Genomic DNA, 20,006 nt, shown 5'->3' on the forward strand with positions numbered 1-20,006 from the left:
ATTTCATCTTCCTACTAATTAATATGAATTCAAGTCGTAAAGTGCTCGTTGCCGATTTGCTGGATGGATGCCGGAGGGGAGATCCGAAGACACAGGAACTTCTTTACAAGGCGCTTTCCTCTAAGATGTTGGGTGTTTGCACCCGATATGCCAGAGATTCATACGAAGCGGAAGAAATGTTGCAGCTGGGATTCATCAAGGTATTCAGAAAGGTCAATGACTTTCGCGGTGATGGATCTTTCGAAGGCTGGATACGGAGGGTAATGGTGAACACCGCCATAGAGGTGTACCGGAAGGCGCAGAAGTCGCTTAACCTGGTAGACCTTGATGATGTGCACGACGCTCCTCAACAGATGTTCGACATGGAAGGCCTGGAAGTAAAAGACCTCCTGGCCATTGTACAGGAACTATCTGCAGGGTATCGCCTGGTGTTCAATCTGTATGCTATCGAAGGATATTCGCACAAGGAAATCGCTCAGCAGTTGGGCATCACCGAGGGTGCGTCTAAATCACAGTTGTCCAGAGCAAGAGTTGTACTTAAAGAAAAGTTAGCCAAATTGGAGGGTAAGAAATATGCAAGCAATGTCAGATGAAGAATTAGACCGGTTGTTTCGGGAGAAACTCCAGTCGTATGAGGCTAAGCCCTCATCCCGGACATGGCAGAACATTGCTATGGATCTGCAGCCCCGCAAATCTTCGGGCAATATTCAACGACGTATCTGGATGGCAGCTGCAAGTGTGGTCGTGTGTGTTTCTCTTGGTCTTCTTCTGCTACCAGGGAAACCTCCTGTGAAGCTCCAGGCCTCCCAAACTAACACGGTACAGCCAGCAGTTGCCGCAGAACCGGTTGAAGAGACTCCTGTAAAGCACCGCGAAGCAAAAAGCGTCTTGTTTCTGGAGCGTCTGGCCTCTATGAAGATAGAGGGTGGTAAACAGGTGAAGAAATATAGAGAAAGCAGCAGAGTGATTTCGGAGAATATCGCCAGTATCTCACAAAGCCATGCAGAATATGTTGAACTCCCAGTAGCGGCTGAAGCTCCTGCGACTGACTTACAAACCGTTGTTGCCTCCTCTAAGCCCGCGGCAAAACAGGTGAAAACAGCACCTGTGCTGGCTCTTGCCGCACCGGAGCAGCAGGAAGAAGCCGAACGGAAAGGGAAGATCAGATCTGTTGGAGATATTGTCAACTTTGTTGTCAGACAAGTTGATCCAAGAAAGGAAAAGATCATCGAGTTTACCAGTGATGATGACGGAACTTCCGTCTCTTCTATAAATCTTGGTGTTCTTAAAATTAGGACCAAACAAAACGACCCCAAATTGAATTAAGGATACGATATCATGAAGCAATTATTTTTATCTCTCATCCTGCTTGCGGGATTCCAATTTACTCAGGCCTCAATAACCGAAGAACCTGCAGCTCACTCTTCCGGCGCCGACTCTATCCGCTCGACAAAATCGAAGAAGACAGATGTGACCTTTACCTGGGGAAAAGAAGAAAGATCGTCGAAGGATAGCACGCGCACCAGGTCTAAAGCACCGGGTGTTTCATATGGACTCACCCTCTCGAGGTTTGACCTGGGCTTTTCTAAGTTGGTTGACAACGGAAGCTTTACGCTGTCTGACCAGAACAGCTTTCTTGACTACCACGGCTGGAAGACCAGTACTGTCGGGTTTGATATCCTTCAGTTCGGTTATCGCTTCAACAGCAACTTCAAGATTTATTTATCTGGAGGGTTCGACTGGACGCACATCCGTCTCAGAAGAGATATCACCATCCGTAAAGATGCTCCGACATTGCAGTATGATGAATCGGATATAGATTTTGACAAAAATAGATTCTCCTCTACTTATATCCGTCTCCCTCTTTCTTTTGAGTGGCGGTCAAAGGACGACGATAATGGTAAGAAGTTCCGGATCATTGCAGGACCTGACTTTGGCTTTCTGATCAACGGCAAGGTAAAGCAAAAGAGTGATGAGAATGGCAAGCAGAAGTTCAATGACAACTACCATTTTACCAAGTTCAGATACGGAGGATTTGTTCGTCTGGGCTACGGTTCTACGGGTCTGTTCGCTAAGTATTATCTCAACGACATGTTTGAAAACAGCCCTGCCCAGGAAGGTCTGCAGAATATGTCTTTCGGTGTATCCTTCGGGTTTTAAGTACACCTTTTTTAATTTGTTATCTATTAATTACACACTAGATAAATTCCGGTTAACCTAACCCTGCTTTTCTCTTATATGGAACTGCAGGGTTTTTTATTTAATATTGTGCATGAACAACCCTCCTGTTATAGAACTCGAGCAAGTAACCCGAATATACCAAACGCAACCGCGCTCAGGTGTGGATTCCATTTCTTTTAACATTGAGAAGGGAACCATAACCGTTATTGCCGGTGCAAGCGGAAGCGGCAAGAGTACCCTGCTGAAGCTTATAGCCGGATTACTTAGTCCCGATTCAGGCGAAGTACGCTATGCAGGGAAACGCATCTTAGGTCCTTCGGAGAAACTTATTCCGGGACATGAAGCGATGAAGGTGGTCGCCCAGGATTTCAACCTAAACATTTATGCCAAGGTTTATGATAATATAGCCGGACTTCTTTCCAATACCGATCTAAAAGGTAAACAACGCAAGACTCTCGAAGTAATGGAGTTCTTGCGGATAGACCATCTCGCACAGAAACGTGCGGTAGACCTGAGTGGCGGTGAGCAACAGCGGGTAGCTATAGCCAGGGCCATTATCACCGGTCCCAAGGTACTCCTGCTTGATGAGCCTTTTAGTCAGGTGGATGCCATGTTCAAGAATGAACTCAGAGCGGATATCCGCCGCATGGCGACCTATCTGGGTATTACTGTCATTCTCGTATCCCATGATCCTGTAGATGGGCTTTCTATGGCCGATAAGATGATGATTATCAAAGATGGTCGGCTGGTAGAAGAGGGGAGTCCGGAATCGCTCTATCACCATCCTAAGGATCTGTACACAGCCACACTGTTAACCAACTGTAATGTATTGAGCAGAGAAGAGGCACTTACCCTGCAGATCCATACCTACAAGGAAAGCGTTGCAATCTATCCTGAGTGGGTTGAAATAGGCGAAAAAGGGCAGGAGTGGCGTGTTAAGGAGTGCCTGTTCAAAGGCTTCTACGAAGAACTCCTGTTAGAACATGGTGATGTACAGCTTCGCGCATTAAATATTAAACCAGGGGCCTACAAAAAGGGCGTTGCTATACGGGCAGAAATCCGTCAGTTCAGGGAATACTAAGCACCATCAAGATATTCTCAGGAAGATCTGCTGTCTGTTAGATGAGTCCTCATTCTGCGCTGTAACTGCAGCAATCAATCACTCATCCGTGCCGCTTTAGGCGCATACATGATGCCCGCTATTTCCGGAGGAGTTTACATGGGCACATGTACAATTAAACCAGGTACTCGAATAATGTCTTATCCCGGTTGATCTCCTTGTAGTCAAAGCGATGAGCTTCCATCCGCTGGATCAGCGATGCATAATCATCAGCAGACTTCAATTCGATACCTACCAGCGCCGGTCCATACTCCCGCTGCGTCTTCTTAATAAACTCGAAGCGGGTAATATCATCCGTCGGTCCCAGCACATTATTCACAAACATCTTTAATGCACCGGGTCTTTGCGGAAAGCGAACCACGAAATAGTGCTTCAGATTTTCATATAATAAGGAGAGTTCCTTGATCTCCTGCATACGCTCGATATCATTATTGCCGCCGCTGATCACTAAAACCACCTTCTTACCTCTGATCTCATCCATGCAGAAGTCCAGCGCAGCTACAGACAGTGCACCCGCCGGCTCTGCCACTATCGCTTCCTGATTATACAACTGAAGGATGCTGGTACATACCTTCCCCTCCGGAACCAGCACAACCCTGTCCACGATATCTTTGCATATCGAAAAGGTGAGCTCTCCCATGCGCTTTACTGCGGCACCATCAATAAATGAATTGACCGTCTCAAGTGTAACGGGACCGCCGTTCTCGATTGCCTTTGTCATAGAAGGCGCACCCAGGGGCTCCACCCCGATGATGTTCAAACCCTGCCTCGCCTTCTTCAGGTAGCTGCCCGCACCGGCTGCCAGTCCACCGCCACCCATGGGCACAATGATCACATCCAACTCCGGTAAGTCCTCCATGATCTCTACGCCCACGGTTCCCTGTCCCTCAATAACATGCTGATTGTCGAAAGGAGGAATGAAAGTCATGTTGTTCTTCTCGGTGTACAGAAGCGCCTCCCGCAAACAATCGTCGAAGGTGTCACCGACCAGGATGATATCCACCATCCCGTCGCCAAACATTCTCGTCTGGTCAATCTTCTGCTTAGGCGTAATCTCTGGCATGAAGATCACCCCACGGGTATTCAGCTTGCGGCATGAGAAAGCAACACCCTGAGCATGGTTCCCCGCGCTGGCACAAACAACTCCGCGCAACAGCTGCGCTTCAGTCAGCTGAACGATCATATTGTAGGCCCCGCGAAGCTTATACGAACGCACCACCTGCAGGTCTTCACGCTTCAGGTAGATCTCCGCATCGTATTTGGCAGAAAGCCGCGCGTTATATTGCAGAGGAGTACGGTTGATAACTAACTTTAAACGTTCAGCAGCAGCCTGCGGGTTGAGGGATTCTTCAGTATACGACATGGATCAATAATATGTGAGTCAATACAAATCTAAGACTCTCAGGCTGATTAAAAAAGAAGGGCTGCACCAGTATCTGATGCAGCCCTCCACTAAATGCTATGCTTATATTAAATGTTTGCGGCTAACCAATCGCCTACTTCACTCGTCTTGTAAGCTTTTTTGTCTTTTCCGGCAAGATCTTCTGTAACTACGCCCTCTGCCAACGATTTGTTAACAACAGATCTGATCAACTCAGCCTCGTCTTTTAGTCCGAATCCATCCTCAAACATCATGGCAGCAGATAAAACAGTCGCCAGTGGATTCGCGATATCCTTACCTGCAGCCTGCGGATAAGAACCGTGGATAGGTTCAAACAATGAAGTATGCAAACCGATAGATGATGAAGGCATCAGACCCATAGAGCCTGAAATAACTGAAGCTTCATCAGTCAGGATATCTCCGAACAAGTTCTCGGTGATGATCACATCATAAGAGCTTGGCCATTGTACCAGACGCATGGCAACAGCATCCACGAACTCGTAGCTCACCTGCACATCCGGATAGTCTTTTTCCATATCCTGAACCGTTTCTCTCCACAAGCGTGAAGATTCAAGAACGTTTGCTTTATCCACACAGCAAAGCTTCTTGCTGCGGGTTCTTGCCATTTCAAAGCCAAGCTTAGCCAGACGTTGTATTTCTGCGCGGGTGTAGGTACAGGTATCGAAAGCGGTATTGCCATCATCCTTGCGCCCTCTTTCACCGAAGTAAATACCGCCGGTTAGCTCACGTAGGATGACCAGGTCTGTTCCTTCAATACGCTCTCTTTTTAATGGAGAGTTGTCGATCAGGGATGGGAATGTAAAAGTAGGTCTTACGTTAGCAAACAGACCCAGCTTCTGACGCATCTTCAACAGGCCCTGCTCCGGACGCACCTTCGCCTTGGGGTCATTATCAAAGCGCGGATGACCGATAGCGCCAAACAATACCGCATCAGCAGCCATGCAAACTTCATGCGTCTCGTCAGGATAAGGCTCACCCACTGCATCAATTGCAGCAGCACCGGTAAGGGCAGATGTCCAGTTTACCTCGTGATTGAACTTACTTGCAACAGCGTTAACAACTTTAACTGCCTGGTCTATTACCTCCGGGCCTATTCCATCTCCTGCTAAAAGAGCGATATTTAATTTCATGCTTTTTGTACTATGTGTTATTGATTGATTATATGATCAGATAATGTTTAACATTTTTTGAGTAGCCTTGATAGCGCATACCGTTTGGTCGGAATCAAGCCCCCTCGTGATGAATGTCTTGTGTGGCATCTCCCAGGTGATGATGGTTTCGCACAAGGCATCCGAGTCGCTGCCTGGAGCAATCCGTACCGCGTAATCCACCAGTGCCGGAAGGCTGAGACCCTTGCTCTCATACACTTTGGTCAGGGCGGTCATGAACGCATCAAACTGCCCGTCACCTTGCGCATGTTCTTCATAGCTTTCTCCATCTATTCTGACAGAGATAGTGGCCGAAGGCCTCAGGCCTTTTGAGTTGGTCAGCACGTACGACTCGACAACTACCTTATCCTGATACGTATTGCTATCCAACACGTCAGAGATGATATACGGTAGATCTTCCGTAGTAACCGTTTCCTTGCGGTCACCTAACTCGATCACGCGTTGCGTCACCTTCTTCAGGTCTTCATCATTCAGCTTCAAACCCAACTCCTGCAGGTTCTTGGCGATATTGGCCTTGCCGGAAGTCTTTCCAAGCGCGTACTTGCGCTTTCTGCCGAAGCGCTCGGGGATCAGGTCACTGCAATACAGGTTATTCTTATTGTCGCCGTCGGCATGGATTCCCGCGGTCTGCGTAAATACGTTTTCTCCAACGATAGGCTTGTTAGCAGGGATCCGGATGCCTGAGAATGTCTCCACCAGCTTGCTCACCTTGTATATCGAAGCCTCCTGAATGGAAGTTTCAATCCCCGGCAGGAAGTCCTTGATCACCGCTACTGCACTCGCAATAGAAGCATTGCCGGCACGCTCACCCATCCCGTTTACTGTCAGGTGCAATCCATCGGCCCCTGCTTTCAACGCTTCCAGCACGTTCGCATTTCCGAGGTCGTAGTCGTTATGCGCATGGAAGTCGATGTGAAACTGTGGATATCGCAAGCGCAACTCGGAGATGAAGCTGTACGACTCGGCGGGCGATAAGATGCCCAGCGTATCGGGCAGCAACACCCTGCTAATCTCCTGCGTCGACAGGAAGTCGAGGAACTGCAGCACATACTCCTTCGAGTTGCGCATCCCGTTGCTCCAGTCTTCCAGGTAAACGTTGGTCGTGATATCGTTCTCCAGTCCCATGTTAATAACGTCGGAGATCTCCGAAAAATGTTGCTCCGGAGTCTTCTTCAGCTGATGCGTGAGGTGGTTTAACGATCCTTTTGTCAGCAGGTTCTGCACCTTTACACCGGCTTCCAGCATCCATCTGATCGAAGCGCCCTTATCTACGAAGGTTAAAACCTCCACCTTTTCGAGGTAGTTGTTCTCTCTGGCCCATCTGGATATTGCCTTTACGGCATCCAGCTCGCCGGCAGATACACGCGCCGATGCTACCTCCACGCGGTCAACGGCGAGTTCCTCCAGCAGCAGCTGACAGATCGTTAGCTTTTCTGAAGTAGAAAACGACACGCCGGAGGTCTGTTCGCCATCCCTCAGCGTCGTGTCCATTATTTCTATTTTCCTTTTTTCCATGTGATAGCTCGTTCGGTCATGCAGACCTTTGAATGCATAAAAAGCGTTTCAGCAAAGAATGCGAAACGCTTTTAAAACTATGTATGATTTGTGCGTATCGATTTATAGAGGAAGCTGCAAAGCAAACTCCTGTATCTCTGACTTAATGTTCTGAAGATAGTCAATATCATCAAAGCCATTCATCATATTGTCTTTCTTGTAGCTGCTGATATCGAAGCTTTCTTTCTCTCCGGTTGCCAGAAGAGTGATCGTTTGCTCAGGAAGGTTAACCTCCAGCTCAGCCTTCGGATCTGCAAACACAGCTGCGAAGATCTTCTCCAGGAACTCAGGGCTCACCTGAACCGGCAGTACACCAATGTTCAGACAGTTGTTCCTGAAAATATCTGCAAAGAAGCTGGATACTACGCATCTGAATCCATAATCGTAAACTGCCCAGGCAGCATGCTCTCTTGACGAGCCTGAACCGAAGTTCTTTCCACCTACCAGTATTTTACCGGTATAAACGGGATTGTTCAGTACGAAGTCTTCTTTCGGCGTATTATCCGGATTGTATCTCCAGTCGCGGAAAAGATTGTCTCCAAATCCTACACGCTCAGTGGCTTTCAAAAAGCGGGCAGGGATTAGCTGGTCAGTATCCACGTTCTCAATGGGTAGAGGAACCGCAGTACTGGTTAATATGTTGAATTTATCGTATGCCATTTTATTTATTCTGATGTATGAAGAAATCTTTTGAATTTCTTATTGTAATAATGTTCTTGGATCTGTTACCACACCTGTAACGGCAGCAGCTGCCGCAACAAGAGGACTCGCCAGCATGGTTCTTGCACCAGGGCCCTGGCGTCCTTCGAAGTTTCTGTTAGAGGTACTAACAGCATACTTACCTGCAGGGATCTTATCGTCGTTCATTGCCAGACAAGCAGAACATCCAGGCTGACGTAGCGTAAAGCCTGCATCTGTGAAGATATCCAGTAAGCCTTCTTCCTTTATCTGCGCTTCAACGATATGTGATCCAGGAACCAGCCATACCGTTACATCATCCGCTTTTTTCTTTCCTTTAACTACAGATGCAAATGCACGGAAATCTTCTATGCGGCCGTTGGTACAGCTACCTACAAACACATAGTCCACCTTCTTGCCAACCATGGTCTGGCCCTCAGAAAAGCCCATATATTTCAGTGACTTTTCGTAAGTCGCCGCGCCACCTTCTACCTGCTCCGCATCTGGAATAGGGTTAGAGATACCCATACCCATACCTGGGTTGGTACCGTAGGTGATCATTGGCTCGATGCTCGACCCGTCAAAAGTCAGTTCTTTATCAAATACTGCATCCTCATCTGTCTTCAGCGTCTTCCAGTATTCCATGGCTTTATCCCATGCTTCACCTTTCGGACTGAACTCACGGCCCTCAACATAGTTGAAAGTGGTTTCGTCTGGAGCGATCATCCCTCCGCGGGCACCCATTTCAATACTCAGGTTACAAACCGTCATACGGCCTTCCATGGTCATGTTCTCGAATACTTCGCCGGCATACTCCACAAAGTATCCTGTAGCACCTGAAGTCGTCAGCTTGGAAATGATGAACAGAGCAACGTCTTTAGGCGTAACACCTCTTCCAAGGCTTCCGTTAACGTTGATCCTCATTTTCTTTGGCTTAGGCTGCATGATACACTGCGTAGAAAGAACCATCTCTACTTCAGACGTACCGATACCGAACGCGATGGCACCAAAAGCTCCGTGAGTAGAGGTATGTGAGTCTCCACATACGATTGTAGAACCTGGCTGTGTAATTCCATATTCAGGACCTACTACGTGTACGATTCCGTTTTTCTGGTGACCCAAGCCCCAGTGGCTGATGCCATATTCGTTGGAGTTGGTTTCCAGAGCCTTCAGCTGATTAGCTGAAAGGGGATCCGCAACCGGAAGGTGCTGATTTATTGTTGGGGTATTATGGTCAGCCGTAGCGAAGGTACGCTCCGGATACAGCACTTTAATACCACGGCTCTTCAATCCGAGGAATGCAACCGGACTGGTCACTTCGTGGATCAGGTGGCGGTCTATGAACAATACATCCGGCCCGCCTTCAATCTTACGTACAACGTGTGCATCCCACACTTTGTCAAATAACGTCTTACTCATCTTTTTGATCTTTTATACTCTTTAAACCCTTGTCGGGCTCTTCTATATCATCTGGGCCGCAGCCCTGCTATTATACAAATTTGTTCAGAGCGTCGAGATATGCATTCGCAGATGCTCTTACAATGTCTGTGCTGAATCCATATCCCATGTATGATTTCTCTTCAAACATCACTCTCATATCTACCTTGCTCACATCATCACTGCCACCATGTATGGAATGGATGTTGAATTCCTTAATTTCCACAGGCTTTGTAATGATCCGCTGAATCGCGTTGATGGTCGCACTTACAGGCCCATTTCCCTGAGCAGTGGCGTGATGATCTTCACCTTTATAGTTCAGGTGGATAGAAGCAGACGGATCTTTCTCGTCGCCGCAAACTACTTCCAGTGAGTTGATCTTAACGCCGTTCTTAAAGTTGGTCTCTGCCTCATTACCCATTAACAATAGCAAGTCATCGTCTTTGATCTCCTTCTTGGAGTCAGCCAGCGTCAGGAAGCGCTCATAGACCTGATCCAGATCCAGTCGCTCGTCGGCATAACCCAATCGTGCCAGGTGATGCTTAAGTGCAGCCCGGCCGCTGCGTGCAGTCAGGATAATTTCCGACTGATCAATGCCTACATCTTCAGGATTGATGATCTCGTAGTTCTCACGGTGCTTCAATACACCATCCTGGTGAATACCTGAACTATGCGCAAATGCATTTTTTCCTACAATTGCTTTATTCGGCTGGACCGGCATGCGCATCATGCGGCTAACCATGCCTGAAAGCTCGTATATGTGTTTGGTGTTGATGTTATTGTGAAAGCCCAGCGAGTGGTGGGTCTTCAGGATCATGACCACTTCTTCCAGAGAAGTGTTACCTGCGCGCTCACCAATCCCGTTGATGGTACACTCAACCTGACGGGCGCCATTTTGCAGTCCCGCGATAGAATTAGCCGTAGCCAGACCCAGGTCATTGTGGCAATGCACCGAAATGATTGCCTGATCTATATTCTTTACGTTTTCTTTCAGATAAAGGATCTTAGCTCCGTATTGCTCGGGAAGGCAATATCCGTTCGTGTCCGGGATATTAACTACTGTCGCACCTGCCGCGATTACCGCTTCGATCATCTGAGCCAGGAACTGATTGTCAGCCCTGCCTGCATCCTCTGCATAGAATTCAATGTCTTCAACAAACTTTTTCGCATACTTAACGGCTTCAACCGCACGCTCCACAATAGCTTCGCGGGTACTGTTGAATTTATATTTAATATGCATGTCTGAAGCGCCAATACCGGTATGGATACGCGGATGCTTGGCGTATTTTAATGCCTCTACAGCACAATCGATATCCCCTTTGTTTGCGCGGGTTAATGCACAAATAATCGGTTCACGAATAGCCTTTGAGAGTTCTACCACACTTTGAAAGTCACCAGGACTTGAAATAGGGAAGCCTGCTTCGATCACATCAACACCCAGAGACTGAAGGGCCTCACCGATAATAATCTTCTCAGGAGTTGTTAATTGTGAACCGGGTACCTGTTCTCCATCACGAAGCGTGGTGTCAAAAATAAATATGCGGTTAGGATCGTGTAACATTAGTTTTGCTTTATGACCAGCGCTTGAGCGTTGGCTTTGAGTGCTTTGTATGTTTTGTGGTTAAATTGTTTATCCGCTTGGATAAACCTAAAATGAAAGCATTAGCTGCCCCTCAGGAGCAGCTAATGCTTTAAAAAAATATAGATTAAGCTTCTACAGACTGGTTTTCCGGACGTAGGCTTCTTACAGTTTTACCTGCCTGCCATAATTCGCTTTCGCGAAGTTCGGTCAGTTCAGCATCTAACTTCACACGGTAATCAGGCTGGCTGTTCAGGTCGATAGAACGCTGAGATTCTTTACCTGTAGCTACGCTGTCATATAATTCTTCGAAAACAGGCTTAGTAGCATCTCTGAACTTCTTCCACCAGTCAAGCGCACCACGCTGAGCAGTTGTAGAGCAGTTTGCATACATCCAGTCCATTCCGTTCTCTGCAACCAAAGGCATCAGAGACTGAGTCAGCTCTTCAACAGTTTCGTTGAAAGCTTCAGAAGGGCTGTGACCGTTCTTTCTTAATACTTCGTACTGAGCAGCGAAGATTCCCTGGATACATCCCATCAAAGTACCACGCTCACCTGTAAGGTCACTGAATACTTCTTTTTTGAAATCTGTTTCAAACAGGTAACCACTACCTACAGCAATACCTAAAGCAACAACACGCTCGAAAGCTTTTCCCGTAGCATCCTGGAAGATTGCATAGCTGGAGTTTAATCCACGGCCTTCAAGGAACATTCTGCGTAAAGAAGTGCCTGAACCTTTTGGAGCTACCAGGAATACGTCTACATCAGCAGGAGGGATGATGCCGGTCTGCTCGTTGAACGTGATACCGAAACCATGAGAGAAATACAATGCTTTACCTGCAGTAAGATTCTTTTTAACAGTTGGCCAAAGCTCAATCTGAGCAGCATCACTCAAAAGGTAACAGATGATAGTACCTTTTTCAAGTGCTTCTTCGATTTCGAAAAGCGTCTCACCCGGTACGAAGCCATCGCTTACCGCTTTATCCCATGATTTTGAATTCTTACGTTGACCAACGATCACGTTGATTCCGTTGTCTTTCTGGTTAAGTGCTTGTCCCGGACCTTGTACTCCGTAACCGATTACAGCTACTGTTTCATTTTTGAGTACTTCCTGTGCTTTAGATAATGGAAACTCTTCGCGGGTTACTACATTTTCTTCTACACCGCCGAAATTTAATTTTGCCATGATTTTGTTGTTTAGCTTAAAGCTTATTATATGATAAGTGATTGTTAACTATAGTTATTACATGCTGAAAACTTTGTCCCTGTCATTCAGGTACTCGTTCTCTACCGGTTCCTGTCCCGGCTCTATCCGCTCGAACTCTCTCAGCTTACGGTTAAATCCATCGCTGTCTTTAATGATGGCGATCCTCGCACTGCGCACGAACTCGATCAGGCCAAAAGGCTGCAGCGCAGCAATCAGGCTGTCTGTCTCCGAACGGTGACCTGTGGTTTCAAACACCGTGTAATCTTTGCGGATCAGTACGGCACGTGCGCCGTTCTCTCTCAGCAGGCGTTCTACAAGTGCTTTCTCGGCAATAGTATCGGTAGGCACTTTATACAAGGCCATTTCCTGCCAGATAACATCTTCGTTGGTATGGTAGTACACCTTTAACACCTCTACCTGCTTCTCGATCTGACGAGTCACCTTTCTTACTACATCTTCGGTTTCGTTAATTACGATATTGAAGCGATGGATGCTCTCGATCTCAGAAGGAGAGGTGTTCAGGCTGTCTATATTGATCTTTCTGCGCGTAAATATAATAGCTATGCGACTTAAAAGACCGATCTGGTTCTCCGTATATACAGTGATATTATATTCCTGCTTTTCAGGAGTTGTTTCTTTTTGATTCTGATCACTCATGATGCTCATTATTTAAGTCTGATTTCACTTACGCTGCAACCCTGTGGTACCATCGGGAATACATTATTTTCCTTCGTTACCATCACTTCAAGGAAGAAAGATCCCTGCGTGTTCAGCATGCTCTCTATAGCGGTACGCAGATCTTCTCTTTTCGATACGGATGTTCCCGGAATGCCGTATGCTTCGGCTACTTTAACGAAATTCGGACTGGTGATATCAACGAAAGAATATCTTCTGTCATTGAACAGCTCCTGCCATTGGCGAACCATTCCAAGGAACTGGTTGTTCAGCACAATGATCTTCACGTCAACACCGAACTGCATGATCGTACCCAACTCCTGAATCGTCATCTGCACCCCACCGTCTCCGATGATGGCAAATACCGTCCGATCGGGTGCGCCATATTTAGCTCCGATGGCTGCGGGCAGGGCAAAACCCATGGTACCTAATCCGCCGCTCGTTACATTGCTGCGCGTTTTGTTGAACTTCGCATACCTGCAGGTAACCATCTGGTGCTGACCTACGTCAGTCACCATAACCGCTTCACCTTTGGTCATTTCATTCAGGATCTGGATTACTTCTCCCATGGTCAACTCTTCGCTGGTTGGGAACAGTTCATTCGTGATCAGCTGCGTCTGCTCTTCTTTCTGATAGCTTCTGAATTTCTCCAGCCATTCTGTATGCTGCTTAGCTTCGCAAAGCTCGGTCAGGATAGGTAAGGTTTCCTTACAGTCGCCCCATACCGGAACCGTTGTTTGTACGTTCTTATCGATTTCTGCAGGGTCAATATCCAGGTGGATCACCTTCGCCTGTTTGGCGTACTTATCCAGACGTCCGGTTACCCGGTCATCAAAGCGCATTCCGATAGCGATCAATACATCGCACTCGTTTGTCAGTACGTTAGGTCCGTAGTTTCCATGCATACCCAACATACCCACATTCAGTTCGTGGTCGCTCTCGATTGCACCTGCACCCAGGATAGTCCAGGCAGATGGTATCCCTGTTTTCTCGATGAACGTTCTGAACTCCTGCTCAGCGCTTCCGAGCAAAACACCCTGTCCCCATAATACAAACGGTTTCTTAGCCGCATTGATCAGTTCCGCAGCCTGCTCGATGAATTCTTTTCTAACGATTGGCTTTGGTCTGTAGCTTCTGATATGATTGCAGGGCTTATAACCCTGGAAGTTGAATTTCTGTATTTGCGCGTTTTTGGTAATGTCTATTAATACCGGGCCTGGTCTGCCGCTTATGGCAATATAAAACGCTTTGGCCAGTATTTCCGGGATCTCCGTTGCATCGGTCACCTGATAGTTCCATTTGGTTACGGGCGCAGTGATATTGATCACGTCAATTTCCTGGAACGCATCAGTACCCAGCAGGTGTGCAAAAACCTGTCCCGTGATACATACCAGGGGAGTGCTGTCGATTTGTGCATCTGCTAATCCGGTAACCAGGTTGGTTGCACCCGGGCCGCTTGTTGCAAATACAACACCCACCTTGCCGGAAGTACGGGCGTAGCCCTGACCAGCGTGAATGCCACCCTGCTCATGGCGGACCAGGATATGGTTCAACTTCTCTTTATAATCGTAAAGGGCATCATAAATGGGCATGATGGCACCTCCCGGATAACCAAAGATGGTATCTACTCCTTCTACAAGAAGGCCCTCAAGTAAAGCAGCTGACCCCGTCATTTCAATTCCCGAACTGGCTTCCTGCTCGGTCAATACTTCCTGTTGTGCTGTTTCCATAGTTAAATCCTTTCAGGTCCTTAGGACATTTCAGTGTTGTTGATAATCTATTGTGTTTTTTGCTTTATAAATCCGTTACGCAACCTTCAGCAGCATTGCTTACCTGCTTGGCGTATTTATATAACAAGCCCTTTTTTACTCTTAATTCAGGCTGCTTCCATGCTGCCTTCCTTTTTGCAATCTCTTCTTCAGATACTTTCAATGTGATGCTGTTGGTAATGGCATTCACCTCGATGGTGTCGTTGTCCTGTACCAGACCAATCAAACCACCTTCAAAGGCTTCTGGAGTGATGTGGCCTACCACGAAACCGTGCGTACCACCACTGAAACGTCCGTCGGTGATCAGTGCGATTGTCTTGCCCAGGCCTGCGCCGATTAGTGCCGATGTTGGTTTCAGCATTTCCGGCATACCCGGCGCGCCTTTCGGACCTACGTTACGGATCACAACCACGTCGCCATGTTGTACACGTCCCGTGCTGATTCCGTTGATGAGTTCAAACTCTCCGTCGAATACACGGGCAGGTCCCTCAAAACGCTCTCCTTCCTTGCCGCTGATCTTCGCCACGCTTCCGCCTTCCGCCAGGTTTCCGTACAGGATCTGCAGGTGACCAGTTGCTTTCACCGGCGTCTCCACAGGAAGGATCACTTTTTGCGCTTCGAAGTCCAGAGATGGAACATCAGCCAGGTTTTCAGCAAGTGTATTACCTGTGCAAGTCAGGCACTCGCCATGCAGCCAACCCTTTTCGAGCAGGTACTTCATTACTGCAGGAACCCCACCGATGTTGTGCAGGTCTTCCATCATATAGCGTCCGCTTGGCTTCATATCCGCCAATACCGGAATTCTGTTACTTACTGCCTGGAAGTCATCCTGCGTAAGTTCTACGTCTACACTCTTCGCCATCGCGATCAGGTGCAGAACCGCATTGGTAGAACCACCCAGAACCATCAGCGTGACAATGGCATTTTCGAATGCCTCTTTCGTCATGATGTCCTTCGGCTTAATATCCCGTTCAAGCAAAAGCTTGATCGCTTTGCCCGCATCTCGGCACTCCTGGTTCTTCGCTTCGCTCAATGCAGGGTTTGACGAAGAATAAGGCAAGCTCATTCCTAAAGCCTCGATGGCAGCAGCCATCGTATTAGCTGTATATATCCCGCCGCAGGCACCTGCAGAAGGGCAGGCATTTTTGATAATCTCTTTAAAGTCGATCTCGTCGATCTGGCCGGCAATCTTTTTGCCCAATGCCTCAAACGCCGAAACGATGTTCAGGTCTTCTCCTTTATAATGTCCCGGATGGATGGTTCCTCCATAGACCATGATAGCTGGTCTGTTTAAACGACCCATAGCCATCACTGAACCCGGCATGTTTTTGTCGCACCCAGGTAAAGCGATCAGTCCGTCATAGTATTGTGCTCCGCATACCGCTTCGATCGAGTCCGCGATTACATCACGGCTTACCAGCGAATAGCGCATGCCTTCAGTACCGTTGCTCATTCCGTCACTCACACCAATGGTATGGAAGATCAAACCCACCAGGTCTTCTTTCCAGACACCCTCTTTCACAACAGCAGCTAGTCCGTTCAGGTGCATATTGCAGGTATTGCCGTCATAGCCCATGCTGACAATACCAACCTGCGCCTTTTGCATATCCTCTTCTGTCAGGCCTATTCCGTATAGCATCGCCTGCGCTGCAGGCTGGGTAGGGTCCTGTGTAAGAGTTTTACTGTAGCGGTTTAATTCTCCAGTCTCGGTTGCGTTCTCAGTTGTATTTGTTAAAGTCGTCATAATCTTTATTCAATCCGGAGCAACGGAAGTCATCTCAAGGACTACCTGCAAATGCCCGAATATTTGTATTTCTTTAAGGTAAGAACAACTTGAATGATAGTCAATAGGACTATGGTGTATTTTGAAATAAGAATAAAAATCGGAAAAATGTATTTTAACGGAATAAAAAACTATAATATTACTATTCGTAGTTACAATAATTTGGAGTCGATATACCAAAACTGTTTTTGGTATACGGTTTTCGGTTTTGTCTTCGGGCCAGGAATTCGTGAATTTCTTCGCAAAATCGCTCCAACTCACTAAAATATTGTGGAAAACCTGCCTTTCGGGAGGTGTGTTCGTACTCCCTTTTTCTCCGGCTACAATGTAGTTTCAACACGCACAGCATCCTTGAAAATTGCACTTGCTTTTGTTTACCAAAATGACGCTACAAGTCGCCCCCCCTGCGTACTTAAGAATCCGGTTTCAGTACGTAGTTTCTCCATGTTGAGTCCATGTATTTTAAGAGAAACATGGACTCGACATGGACTCAACATGGAATGTATATGCTTTCTCAGGTAACAGGATGAGAACCTGGTGATTCTTTGCCCTTGGACCTTCCTGATCGGGAGAGGGAGGGGGCCGGGCTAAAAAAAAAGAGGCTGTACTCAGTGTTACCTGAGACAGCCCCTTTTAATATTTTTGAAGAAAACTTAGCTTACCACTCCTTCAGCCAGAACGGTGATCTTGTTGTTTAAAACTTCGACCACGCCGCCCTTGATCAGGATGCTTTCTTCGACCTTGTCCTTGCGGATAATTACCTTTCCATCATCCAGAATAGAAATGATAGGAGCGTGATTGTTCAGTACTTCGAAAGAACCAAGCACACCGGGTACTGTTACCGAAGTAACCTCTCCCTGGTACACGGTTTTATCGGGTGTTAAGATTTCTAACGTCATAGTGAATTAGTTACTTGCTTCAGCTAATATTTTCTTGCCTTTTGCGATGGCATCTTCAATATTACCAACAAGGTTGAAAGCAGCTTCAGGATACTCATCCACTTCTCCGTCCATGATCATATTGAATCCTTTGATGGTATCTTTAATGTCAACCAATACGCCTTTAAGGCCAGTGAACTGCTCTGCTACGTGGAATGGCTGAGATAAGAAACGTTGAACACGACGAGCGCGCGCTACAACTAACTTATCTTCTTCAGAAAGCTCGTCCATACCTAAGATGGCGATGATATCCTGAAGTTCTTTATAACGTTGAAGGATCTCCTTAACACGTTGTGCAGTATTGTAGTGCTCATCACCAAGGATCATTGGGCTCAGAATTCTGGAAGTAGAATCCAGAGGATCCACCGCAGGGTATATACCGAGCTCAGCGATTTTACGTGATAATACGGTTGTTGCATCTAAGTGGGCGAAAGTTGTAGCCGGCGCCGGGTCAGTCAAGTCATCCGCAGGTACATATACAGCCTGTACAGATGTGATTGATCCACGTTTAGTAGATGTAATACGCTCCTGCATCAGACCCATCTCAGTAGCCAGGGTTGGCTGGTAACCTACCGCTGAAGGCATACGGCCTAAAAGAGCGGATACCTCAGAACCTGCCTGAGTGAAACGGAAGATGTTGTCAATGAAGAAAAGGATATCACGTCCCTGACCCTGACCATCACCGTCACGGAAGTACTCAGCAACAGTAAGACCTGACAAGGCAACACGCGCACGTGCACCTGGAGGCTCGTTCATCTGTCCGAATACGAAAGTACACTTAGAATCTTTCAATTCGTTGTGATCTACCTTATCTAAAGGCCATTCGCCTTTTTCCATTCCATGCATGAATTCTTCACCGTATTTGATGATACCTGATTCAAGCATTTCACGAAGTAAGTCATTTCCTTCACGGGTACGCTCTCCTACACCTGCAAACACAGATAGACCTTCATACGCTTTCGCGATGTTGTTGATCAGCTCCTGGATCAATACGGTTTTACCTACACCGGCACCACCGAACAAACCGATCTTTCCACCTTTTGAATATGGCTCAAGTAAGTCGATTACTTTGATACCTGTGAAAAGAACCTCAGTTTCAGTAGAAAGATCTTCGAAACGGGGAGGGTGTGCGTGGATAGGGCGACCAGTTGATTTGTCCAGGTCAGCGATACCGTCGATAGCGTCGCCAACAACGTTGAATACTCTACCTTTTACGCTTTCGCCGATTGGCATTCTGATTGGGAATCCTGTATCAACAACAGGCATACCACGCAATAATCCGTCTGTGGAATCCATCGCGATGGCACGTACACGATCCTCTCCAAGGTGTTGTTGAACTTCAAGAATGATTTTCTTTCCGTTCTCCCTTGTGATTTCCAGTGCATTGTAAATTTGTGGGAGTTTAGCATCATTGGAGAAGCTGACGTCAACTACGGCTCCGATGATCTGCGTTATTTTTCCAGTGCTTGGCATATGATCTTGAAATAAAATGCGATATTAATCAATGTTTAAGCCCCATTTTAGGTCACTTTTTTGGGTCTGCAATAATACGCTTTATCTTTGAAAAAAAAATGGGTTAATTCAAAAGATTTTCAATAAAATAACATAGAAATAGTATATTCTTAAAACTAATCTAAAGGGACAATGTTATTGGAGCAATGTGAAATTGTTCGCTCAATGAAAATCAGAGATATTTTAAGAGACAAGTCCTTCCGGTTGATAACTTGTTTTTACCTGTTTTTAGGCATCGTGATCTTCCATCTGGAAGCATATTCCAAGTCCCCTGAGGTTGATTACGGAATGATGTCTCCCAAGAACAATCAGTGGTACAATGAACCCTGGATCTGGGCCGTTCTTACCGCCGTGCTGATCTTGCTTGTAGCGCTTAACGGCAGGGTGAAAGAACCCGGACGCGTGAAGAGCAACTAATTCTTTACGGTTTTTTTCCTGTGTATCTTTTTAGACAGATTTCTGTTTTTAACTAAACCGATATTATTATTACCTATATTAGCCAGTGATCCTAAGTTATTAACATTAAGAATCATTTATGGCTTTACTTCCAGGACAAAAAGCCCCGGATTTTACCTTATACAGCTCTGAGTTGAAGGAGGTGTCGCTAAGCGACTTCAAATCCAGGAAGCTTGTTATTCACTTTTTTCCGATGGCCTTTACCGTGGTCTGTACCGAACAGCTGTGCAGCACCCGTGATGAATTTTCCTTTTATTCAGGTCTGAATACGGATGTATTGGGTATATCTGTCGATTCGCCCTTTACACTTGCAAAATTCCGGGAAGAGCATCATTACCCTTTTCAACTTTTATCCGACTTTAATAAGGAAGTATCGCAGTTATATGGCGCGTTTTACGAGGATTTCGTATTCGGCTTGAAGGGCGTGTCAAAGCGCGCTGCGTTTGTGATCGGCGAGGATCAGCGTATCCGCTATTCACAGGTCCTTGAAAATGCTTCCGATCTGCCGGATTTTGATGCGATTAAAAACAGTTTAAAATAAATACA

General features: G+C 46.7%; 18 protein-coding genes. 6 read left to right on the forward strand and 12 right to left on the reverse strand.

Going from position 1 to position 20,006, the window contains the following annotated elements; genetic code table 11:
- Positions 1-23 precede the first annotated feature (23 nt).
- The 4 genes from ACO1NU_RS08010 (at position 24) to ACO1NU_RS08025 (ending at position 3,262) form a co-directional block, all read left to right on the forward strand.
- The gene (locus tag ACO1NU_RS08010) at positions 24-593 is read left to right on the forward strand and encodes an RNA polymerase sigma factor (RefSeq protein WP_448817957.1); all 570 of its coding nucleotides are present in this window, start codon (positions 24-26) and stop codon (positions 591-593) included.
- Positions 583-1,326, forward strand: a complete 744-nt coding sequence (locus tag ACO1NU_RS08015; RefSeq protein WP_448817958.1) for a hypothetical protein — start codon at positions 583-585, stop codon at positions 1,324-1,326. Before ACO1NU_RS08010 ends, ACO1NU_RS08015 begins: the two co-directional genes overlap by 11 nt.
- Before the next feature lie 12 nt (positions 1,327-1,338).
- Positions 1,339-2,160: an outer membrane beta-barrel protein gene (locus ACO1NU_RS08020; protein WP_448817959.1), complete on the forward strand. Its 822-nt coding sequence runs from the start codon at positions 1,339-1,341 to the stop codon at positions 2,158-2,160.
- Between the two features lie 112 nt (positions 2,161-2,272).
- On the forward strand, positions 2,273-3,262 hold the full coding sequence (locus tag ACO1NU_RS08025) for an ABC transporter ATP-binding protein (protein ID WP_448817960.1): 990 nt from the start codon (positions 2,273-2,275) through the stop codon (positions 3,260-3,262).
- Positions 3,263-3,416: 154 nt separating this feature from the next.
- On the opposite strand, the gene ilvA is transcribed toward ACO1NU_RS08025, so the two are convergent.
- The 12 genes from ilvA to atpD all read right to left on the reverse strand — a co-directional run bounded on the left by ilvA (position 3,417) and on the right by atpD (position 18,965).
- The gene (ilvA, locus tag ACO1NU_RS08030) at positions 3,417-4,664 is read right to left on the reverse strand and encodes a threonine ammonia-lyase IlvA (RefSeq protein ID WP_448817961.1); all 1,248 of its coding nucleotides are present in this window, start codon (positions 4,662-4,664) and stop codon (positions 3,417-3,419) included.
- Between the two features lie 107 nt (positions 4,665-4,771).
- Positions 4,772-5,833 carry a 3-isopropylmalate dehydrogenase gene (leuB, locus tag ACO1NU_RS08035; protein ID WP_448817962.1) on the reverse strand — a complete coding sequence of 354 codons (1,062 nt, stop codon included), beginning with the start codon at positions 5,831-5,833 and terminating at the stop codon, positions 4,772-4,774.
- Positions 5,834-5,869: 36 nt separating this feature from the next.
- Entirely contained in the window at positions 5,870-7,387 is a 1,518-nt protein-coding gene (locus ACO1NU_RS08040) for an alpha-isopropylmalate synthase regulatory domain-containing protein (RefSeq protein WP_448817963.1), read from the reverse strand.
- A 102-nt stretch (positions 7,388-7,489) separates the two neighbouring features.
- Positions 7,490-8,086, reverse strand: a complete 597-nt coding sequence (gene leuD, locus ACO1NU_RS08045; RefSeq protein WP_448817964.1) for a 3-isopropylmalate dehydratase small subunit — start codon at positions 8,084-8,086, stop codon at positions 7,490-7,492.
- Between the two features lie 39 nt (positions 8,087-8,125).
- Positions 8,126-9,523 carry a 3-isopropylmalate dehydratase large subunit gene (gene leuC, locus ACO1NU_RS08050; RefSeq protein ID WP_448817965.1) on the reverse strand — a complete coding sequence of 466 codons (1,398 nt, stop codon included), beginning with the start codon at positions 9,521-9,523 and terminating at the stop codon, positions 8,126-8,128.
- A gap of 70 nt (positions 9,524-9,593) precedes the next feature.
- Positions 9,594-11,102, reverse strand: a complete 1,509-nt coding sequence (locus tag ACO1NU_RS08055; RefSeq protein ID WP_448817966.1) for a 2-isopropylmalate synthase — start codon at positions 11,100-11,102, stop codon at positions 9,594-9,596.
- A 145-nt stretch (positions 11,103-11,247) separates the two neighbouring features.
- The gene (gene ilvC, locus ACO1NU_RS08060) at positions 11,248-12,306 is read right to left on the reverse strand and encodes a ketol-acid reductoisomerase (RefSeq protein WP_448817967.1); all 1,059 of its coding nucleotides are present in this window, start codon (positions 12,304-12,306) and stop codon (positions 11,248-11,250) included.
- Positions 12,307-12,363: 57 nt separating this feature from the next.
- Complete coding sequence (gene ilvN / locus ACO1NU_RS08065; RefSeq protein WP_448817968.1) at positions 12,364-12,984, reverse strand: acetolactate synthase small subunit; 621 nt, start codon at positions 12,982-12,984, stop codon at positions 12,364-12,366.
- 8 nt (positions 12,985-12,992) lie between these two features.
- Positions 12,993-14,732, reverse strand: coding sequence for a biosynthetic-type acetolactate synthase large subunit (ilvB, locus tag ACO1NU_RS08070; protein WP_448817969.1), 1,740 nt, complete (start codon positions 14,730-14,732; stop codon positions 12,993-12,995).
- 64 nt (positions 14,733-14,796) lie between these two features.
- Positions 14,797-16,515: a dihydroxy-acid dehydratase gene (ilvD, locus tag ACO1NU_RS08075; protein ID WP_448817970.1), complete on the reverse strand. Its 1,719-nt coding sequence runs from the start codon at positions 16,513-16,515 to the stop codon at positions 14,797-14,799.
- 692 nt (positions 16,516-17,207) lie between these two features.
- Positions 17,208-17,453: an ATP synthase F1 subunit epsilon gene (atpC, locus tag ACO1NU_RS08080; protein WP_448817971.1), complete on the reverse strand. Its 246-nt coding sequence runs from the start codon at positions 17,451-17,453 to the stop codon at positions 17,208-17,210.
- A gap of 6 nt (positions 17,454-17,459) precedes the next feature.
- Positions 17,460-18,965: a F0F1 ATP synthase subunit beta gene (gene atpD / locus ACO1NU_RS08085; RefSeq protein ID WP_448817972.1), complete on the reverse strand. Its 1,506-nt coding sequence runs from the start codon at positions 18,963-18,965 to the stop codon at positions 17,460-17,462.
- Positions 18,966-19,169: 204 nt separating this feature from the next.
- On the opposite strand from atpD, the gene ACO1NU_RS08090 reads away from it, so the two are divergent.
- Both ACO1NU_RS08090 and ACO1NU_RS08095 read left to right on the forward strand, forming a co-directional pair.
- Positions 19,170-19,421, forward strand: a complete 252-nt coding sequence (locus ACO1NU_RS08090; protein ID WP_448817973.1) for a hypothetical protein — start codon at positions 19,170-19,172, stop codon at positions 19,419-19,421.
- Positions 19,422-19,539: 118 nt separating this feature from the next.
- Positions 19,540-20,001 (forward strand): redoxin domain-containing protein, encoded by a 462-nt coding sequence (locus tag ACO1NU_RS08095; protein WP_448817974.1) that lies wholly within the window; start codon positions 19,540-19,542, stop codon positions 19,999-20,001.
- Positions 20,002-20,006 lie beyond the last annotated feature (5 nt).

The sequence above is a fragment of the Arcticibacter sp. genome (assembly GCF_053551015.1).